General features: G+C 65.8%; 5 protein-coding genes. 4 read left to right on the top strand and 1 reads right to left on the bottom strand.

Annotation, left to right across the window (positions count from 1 at the left end):
• On the bottom strand, positions 1–1,658 hold a 1,658-nt coding region (locus ACE3Q6_RS22100), incomplete at its 3' end, for a bifunctional rhamnulose-1-phosphate aldolase/short-chain dehydrogenase (protein ID WP_374437267.1).
• A 130-nt stretch (positions 1,659–1,788) separates the two neighbouring features.
• Between ACE3Q6_RS22100 and ACE3Q6_RS22105 the strand changes: the two genes are divergently transcribed.
• The 4 genes from ACE3Q6_RS22105 to ACE3Q6_RS22120 form a co-directional block, all read left to right on the top strand.
• On the top strand, positions 1,789–2,616 hold the full coding sequence (locus ACE3Q6_RS22105) for a DeoR/GlpR family DNA-binding transcription regulator (protein ID WP_374437270.1): 828 nt from the start codon (positions 1,789–1,791) through the stop codon (positions 2,614–2,616).
• A gap of 40 nt (positions 2,617–2,656) precedes the next feature.
• Positions 2,657–3,703, top strand: coding sequence for a rhamnose ABC transporter substrate-binding protein (locus ACE3Q6_RS22110; RefSeq protein ID WP_374437272.1), 1,047 nt, complete (start codon positions 2,657–2,659; stop codon positions 3,701–3,703).
• 103 nt (positions 3,704–3,806) lie between these two features.
• Positions 3,807–5,318: a sugar ABC transporter ATP-binding protein gene (locus ACE3Q6_RS22115; protein WP_374437274.1), complete on the top strand. Its 1,512-nt coding sequence runs from the start codon at positions 3,807–3,809 to the stop codon at positions 5,316–5,318.
• A gap of 154 nt (positions 5,319–5,472) precedes the next feature.
• On the top strand, positions 5,473–6,278 hold an 806-nt coding region (locus ACE3Q6_RS22120), incomplete at its 3' end, for an ABC transporter permease (RefSeq protein ID WP_374437276.1).

Here is a 6,278-nt window from a genome sequence, read left to right on the forward strand (position 1 = left end):
TTCAGAACACGATAGCCCTCGCGCCCGACCAGGAAATAGCCGGTGGACAGGATGTCCATCGTCCGGTTCCACATCGCCAGGGTCGTATCCTCGACCGCCGCCGCGCTGGTGATCCCTGCGTTGTTCACCAGCACATCGAGGCCGCCATATTCGCCCACGGTGTACTCCACCGCCGCGATCACCGCCGCCTCGGAGGTCACGTCCATCACCACGCCGCGCACCATGTCGCGGCCGTAGCGCTTGGCGAAGCCCGCCACGACCTCATCCATCGCGGTCTGGTCGATGTCGGCCAGAACCACGTTGCAGCCCTCGCGCAGCAGGCGTTCCGCCGAAGCCGAGCCGATCCCGCCCGCCCCGCCGGTGATGAAGGCCACCCGGCCCGCCATCGGCTTCGGCTTCGGCATCCGCTGCAGCTTCGCCTCCTCCAGCAGCCAGTATTCGATGTCGAATGCCTCCTGCTCTGGCAGGCCTTGATACTGCGAAACGCCAGAGGCGCCGCGCATCACGTTGATCGCGTTGACGTAGAACTCCGCCGAGACGCGGGCCGTCGCCTTGTCCTTGGCGAAGGAAATCATCCCGACGCCCGGCACCAGGTAGATCACCGCGTTCGGGTCACGCATCGCGGGGGAATTGGGGCGTTTGCAGCGGTCGTAGTAGGCCGCGTAGTCGGCGCGATAACCTGCGATCAGGCCGTCCAGCGCGGCGGCATCGGCATCCGCAGGCACCACCAAAGGCTTGATCTTCGTCCGCAGGAAGTGGTCCGGGCACGACGTTCCCATCGGTGCCAGATCGGAAAGTGAATGGGAATTCACAAACTCCAGCACCTCCGGCGCATCGGTGAAATGACCCACCATATGCGCCCCGCCGGAAATGCGTCCCCGGATCAGCGGCATCAGCCGACGGGCGGTTGCCTTGCGCTCATTAGCGGGCAAAGCTGCCACCTTCTCCCCCCCAAATACCGGCCGCTTCACGTTGGCATCCAGCCAGACCGCCGCCTTGTTGATCATCTCCAGCGTCAGCAGGTAGCAGTCCTTCGCCGTGTCGGCCCAGGTGAACAGCCCATGCTGCCCCAGCACCACGCCCTTCAGCTTCGGGTTCTCCTCGGCCATCTGGCCCAGCTTGATGCCCAGGTCGATCCCCGGCCGCTGCCAGGGCAGATAGCCGAGCTCTCCACCGAAGATCTCCTCCGTCAACCGCACCTGATCGGCACTGGCCGCAATCGCGATCACCGCATCCGAGTGCACATGGTCCACATGGGCATAAGGCACGAACCCGTGCAGCCAGGTGTCGATCGACGGCGCGCGGGGGTTCAGGTTGAAGATCGTGTGCCCCAGGGCCTCGACCATCGCATCTTCCTGGTCCAGCCCCCGGTATTGCGCCCGCAGCTGCATCAGCTTGGACATGTACAGCGTCGCGAAGCCGTCGAGCTTCATCGAGCCGATATCCCCGCCCGACCCCTTGACCCACAGCACCTGCACATCCTCACCCGACAGCGGGTCCTTGTGCATCACCTTCGCGGACGTGTTCCCCCCGCCGAAGTTGGTGATTCGCAGGTCTGACCCCAGCAGGTTCGAGCGGTAGAGAAGCTTCCCAGGCTCATCCAATTTGGCGGCATAAGCGTCGTCCCACAGGGACTTGAGCGTGATTTCCTGGGTCATCGGTCCGGACTTTGGCTGAAAAGGTTGCCGGTCAGGATAGGGACGAAACGCTCACAGTCAATCACGAAACGCCATACTGCACCGCAGAGAATCTTCCGCAATGCAGCATTGCGATTGTTTGTTGACGGATATGAGCGATTCTGACAGCCTTCCGGCCATGATGCATGAACGCGAAAGATGGCAGCTGATCCTGACCCGCCTGCGGGACCGTGGCATCGTTCGCGTGGCCGACCTGGTGGGCGTGACCGGCGCCTCGGTCGCCACGCTGCGGCGGGACCTGGCGAAACTGGAGGACTCCGGCCAACTCAGACGCGTCCACGGCGGGGCCGAGTCGGTGGCCTCCGGCCAGACCCCGCTGACCGCCCCCAGCTTCGACTCCAGCCAGACGCTGAACGCCGAGCTCAAGCAGGCCGTGGCCCAGGGCGCGGCGAACCTCTGCCAGGACGGCGACTCGATCATCCTGAACGCCGGCTCCACCACCTGGTTCATGGCGCAATACCTGCGCCAGCACCGGATGCAGGTCCTCACCAACTCCTTCCCCATCGCGCAGGAGCTGATCGCCAACTCGGCGAACCGCGTCGTCCTGCCGGGCGGCGAGCTGTATCGTGAGGCCGGGATCATCCTCTCCCCCTTCGATGAAGACGCGATCCAGCACTTCGCCGCCTCGAAGATGTTCATGTCCTGCTATTCGATCACGCCCCTTGGCATCATCGAAAGCGACCCTCTGGTGGCCCGGGCCGAAGCCAAACTTCTGACCCGCACCGAAAACCTGATTGTCGTCGCCGACTCGACCAAGTTCGAGGCGCGCGGCAACATGGTGGTCTGCCCCCTGACCCGCGTCACCACGCTGGTCACCGACACGGGCGCGCCACCCCACATGCTGGACCATCTGCGACAGCTGGGCGTCGAGGTGGTCCTGATCGACCCAACCAAATCCAAAGTCCTGACCGCCGCCTGAGGAGGGCACGGCAGGCATAACAAACGGGAGGAGACAACACATGATGATGAAACTCACCGGCCTTGCCTTCGCGGCGGGCCTTGCGACCCTGATGGGCTCGACCGCGATGGCCGAACCCGTCACCGCGACCCCGGGCCAGCAGGTCAATGCGGTCCTTCTGCCCAAGTTCCTCGGCATCCTGCCCTTCGACCAGGCCAACCGCGGCGCACAGGAAGCCGCCAAGGAACTCGGCTCCACCGGCACGCTGGAATTCATCGGCCCGACCCCGGAAAACTCCGCCGCCGGCCAGATCGAGATGCTGACCAACGCCACCACCCAGAAGCAGAACGTGGTCATGTTGTCGAACAACGCCGGCGACCAGATCGCCCCGGCGGCCGAGGCCGCACAGGCCGCAGGCACCAAGGTCGTGACCTGGGACAGCCCGATCCCGAACGGCGCGGGTGAGAGCTTCTTCGTGGCCCAGGTCGACTTCGGATCGATCGGCACCGTGATGGCCGACATGGCCTTCGACCTCGCCGGTGGCGCGGGCGAATTCGCCGTCCTCTCGGCCAGCCCCGACGCCGCGAACCAGAACGCCTGGATCGACGCGATGAAGAAGGTCCTGGCCGAGGACGCCAAGTACAAGGACCTGAAGCTCGTCGACGTCGTCTACGGCAACGACCAGTCGGAAGAGTCCTACAACAAGGCCCTCGGCCTCGTGGACAAGTACCCGGACCTCAAGGTCATCATGGCCCCCACCACCGTCGGCATCGTCGCCGCCGCCAAGGCCATGCAGGACGAAGGCCTTTGCGAGAAGGTCAAGGTCTCGGGCCTCGGCCTCCCTGCCGAAATGGTCAGCTACTCGCTGAACGGCTGCGCCCCCCAGTTCGCGCTGTGGAGCTTCGTCGACCTCGGCTACCTGACCTACCACGCCTCCTATGCGCTGGCGACCGGCGCGATCAAGGGCGAAGTCGGTGAAGAGTTCACCGCAGGCCGCATGGGCACCTTCAAGATCGAGGAAGATCCCGGCCGTCCGGGCGCCAAGCGCGTGCTGATGGGGCCGTTCACGGTCTACACCAAGGACAACGTCGAAGCCGCCGCGAACTGATCGCACGGCCGACGCAAAGCGCCTCCCTCCCCCCGCTGTGGGGGAGGGATGGGGTGGGGGGCTCCCACCCGACCCAATGCCCTGACACAGTGGAACCCGCCCCATGACCCAGCCGGTCCTGGAACTTCTTGGCCTGTCCAAATCCTTCGCGGCCACCCAGGCGCTGAAGGACATGTCGCTCACGGTCCTGCCGGGCGAGGTCCACGCCATCGTCGGCGAAAACGGCGCGGGGAAATCCACGCTGATCAAGATCATGACCGGCGTCCACCAGCCCGACACCGGCACGATCCGGGTCGACGGCCAGCCCGTCACCCTCCGCTCCACCGAGGCCGCGCAAGACGCCGGCATCGCCGCGATCTACCAGGAGCCGATGGTCTTCCCCGACCTCAACGTCGCCGAGAACATCTTCATCTCGAACCGCGCCAAGGGCCGCATCATGCGCTGGTCCGAGATCTATGCGGAAGCCGAATCCCTCATATCGCCCCTGGGCGTCAAACTCGACGTCCGCCGCGCCGCCTCCGGCCTCACGCTCGCCGAACAGCAGACCGTGGAAATCGCCCGCGCCCTCTCGCTCAAGGTCAAGGTCCTGATCATGGACGAACCGACCGCGAGCCTCTCGGCCCACGAGGTCGCCCGCCTCCTCGACATCGCCCGGGCGCTGAAGGCGCAAGGGGTGGCCGTCATCTACATCTCCCACCGCCTGGACGAGATCTTCCGCATCGCCGACCGCGTCACCGTGATCCGCGACGGACAGCACATCTCCACCAAACCCATCGCCGAGGTCACCGAAGACGGCCTCGTCAAGGACATGGTCGGCCGCGCCCTGGAAAGCTTCGCGGTCAAGACCGCCGCCAACCCGCACGGCGATACGCTTCTGTCCGTCAAGAACCTCACCTGCGCCGGTGTCTTCCAGAACATCACCTTCGACCTCCACAAGGGCGAGGTCCTCTGCCTCGCCGGCCTCGTCGGCGCCCGCCGCACCGATGTCGCCCTCTCCCTCTTCGGCATCGCCCCCGCGACCGACGGCACCATCACCCTCGCAGGCCAACAGGTCCGCATCACCACGCCCCAACAGGCGATGGACCTCGGCATCGCCTACGTCTCCGAAGACCGCCGCAAACTCGGCCTCGCCATGCCGCTCTCGATCTTCGCGAACATCTCGCTCGCAAGCCTGAACAAACTCCTGAAACCCTTTGGCCTCATCGACCGCCACGCGGAATCCGCCATGGCCGAAACCTACCGCAAACGCCTCGCCATCCGCTCCCCGGACACCCTGATCGAGGTCGGCAAACTGTCGGGAGGCAACCAGCAGAAGGTCATGCTGGCGAAGTGGCTGGAGACCAAACCAAGGGTCCTGATTTTCGACGAACCCACCCGTGGCATCGACGTCGGCGCCAAGGCCGAGGTCCACGCCATCATCCGCCAGCTCGCCTCCGAAGGCGTCGCCATCCTCGTCATCTCCTCCGACCTGCCCGAAGTCCTGGCACTGGCCGACCGTGTCCTCGTCATGCGCGAGGGCCGCCAGGCCGGCATCCTCCCCATCGAGGACGCCACCCAGGAACGCGTCATCGCGCTCGCCGCAGGCCAGGCCACCGCCGAAAGACCCGCCGCATGACCGCGCGCCCCAATACCCTTTCACATTTGCCCAAATATCCCCGCCGGAGGCACCCCGAGCGGTTTTGTGCGTCCTTCACGCACAAAACCGCGAGACAAAAGGCTCGCGCGTCAGCGCTCAATTCAATAACCGCCCCCACCCAAGGGCACACCGCATGACCCTCCTCACCCGCGCCTCCCCGCAGACCCTGCGCCTCCTCGCGCTCGGCCTCGCCCTCCTCGCCACGGTGCTTTTCTTCGCCACCCAGATCGAGGGCTACCTCTCCCCCCGCATGTTCAACCGGATCAGCACCTCCGCCGCCGTGGTGCTGCCCGTCGCGGTCGGCCAGGCCATCGTGATCATGACCCGCAACATCGACCTCTCCGCAGGCTCGATCCTCGGCGTCGTCGCCTACATGGCGGGGCAACTCCTGAGCGCAAACCCCGACCTCCACCCGATCCTCGCCGTCCTCTTCTGCATGGCCCTCGGCGCGGGGATGGGGGCGCTCAACGGCATCCTCATCGCCTGGGGCCGGGTGCCTTCCATCATCGTGACCCTCGGCACGCTCGCGCTCTTCCGCAGCTTCCTCGTCGAATGGTCCGACGCCAAGACCATCACCACGGCAAGCCTGCCGCAATGGCTCGTCGACCTCCCCTCGGCCAACGCCTTCTCCATCGGAGGCCTCGACATCCGCGTCACCGTCCTCCTCGCGCTGGCTGCCGTCCTCGTCACCGGCCTCGCGCTCACCTTCTACCGCCCCGCCCGCCGCTTCTACGCCGTCGGCTCCAACCCCGACGCCGCCCTCATGGCCGGGATCAACGCCAACCGCGTCGTCCTCACCGCCTTCGTCCTGTCCGGAGCCTTCGCCGGCCTCTCCGGCTTCCTGTTCCTCGCAAAGTTCGGCAACATCACCGTCGTCGCGGGCTTGGGCTACGAACTCAAGGCCATCGCCGCCGTCGTGGTCGGAGGCGTCTCCATCAT

This window comes from Tabrizicola sp. (genome assembly GCF_041913445.1).
Taxonomy (GTDB): domain Bacteria; phylum Pseudomonadota; class Alphaproteobacteria; order Rhodobacterales; family Rhodobacteraceae; genus Tabrizicola.

Bases quoted from the DNA above. Each gene is read 5' to 3' on its own strand.
- ACE3Q6_RS22105 (WP_374437270.1), top strand. From the start codon at position 1,789: ATGAGCGATTCTGACAGCCTTCCGGCCATGATGCATGAACGCGAAAGA.
- ACE3Q6_RS22110 (WP_374437272.1), top strand. From the start codon at position 2,657: ATGATGATGAAACTCACCGGCCTTGCCTTCGCGGCGGGCCTTGCGACC.
- ACE3Q6_RS22115 (WP_374437274.1), top strand. From the start codon at position 3,807: ATGACCCAGCCGGTCCTGGAACTTCTTGGCCTGTCCAAATCCTTCGCG.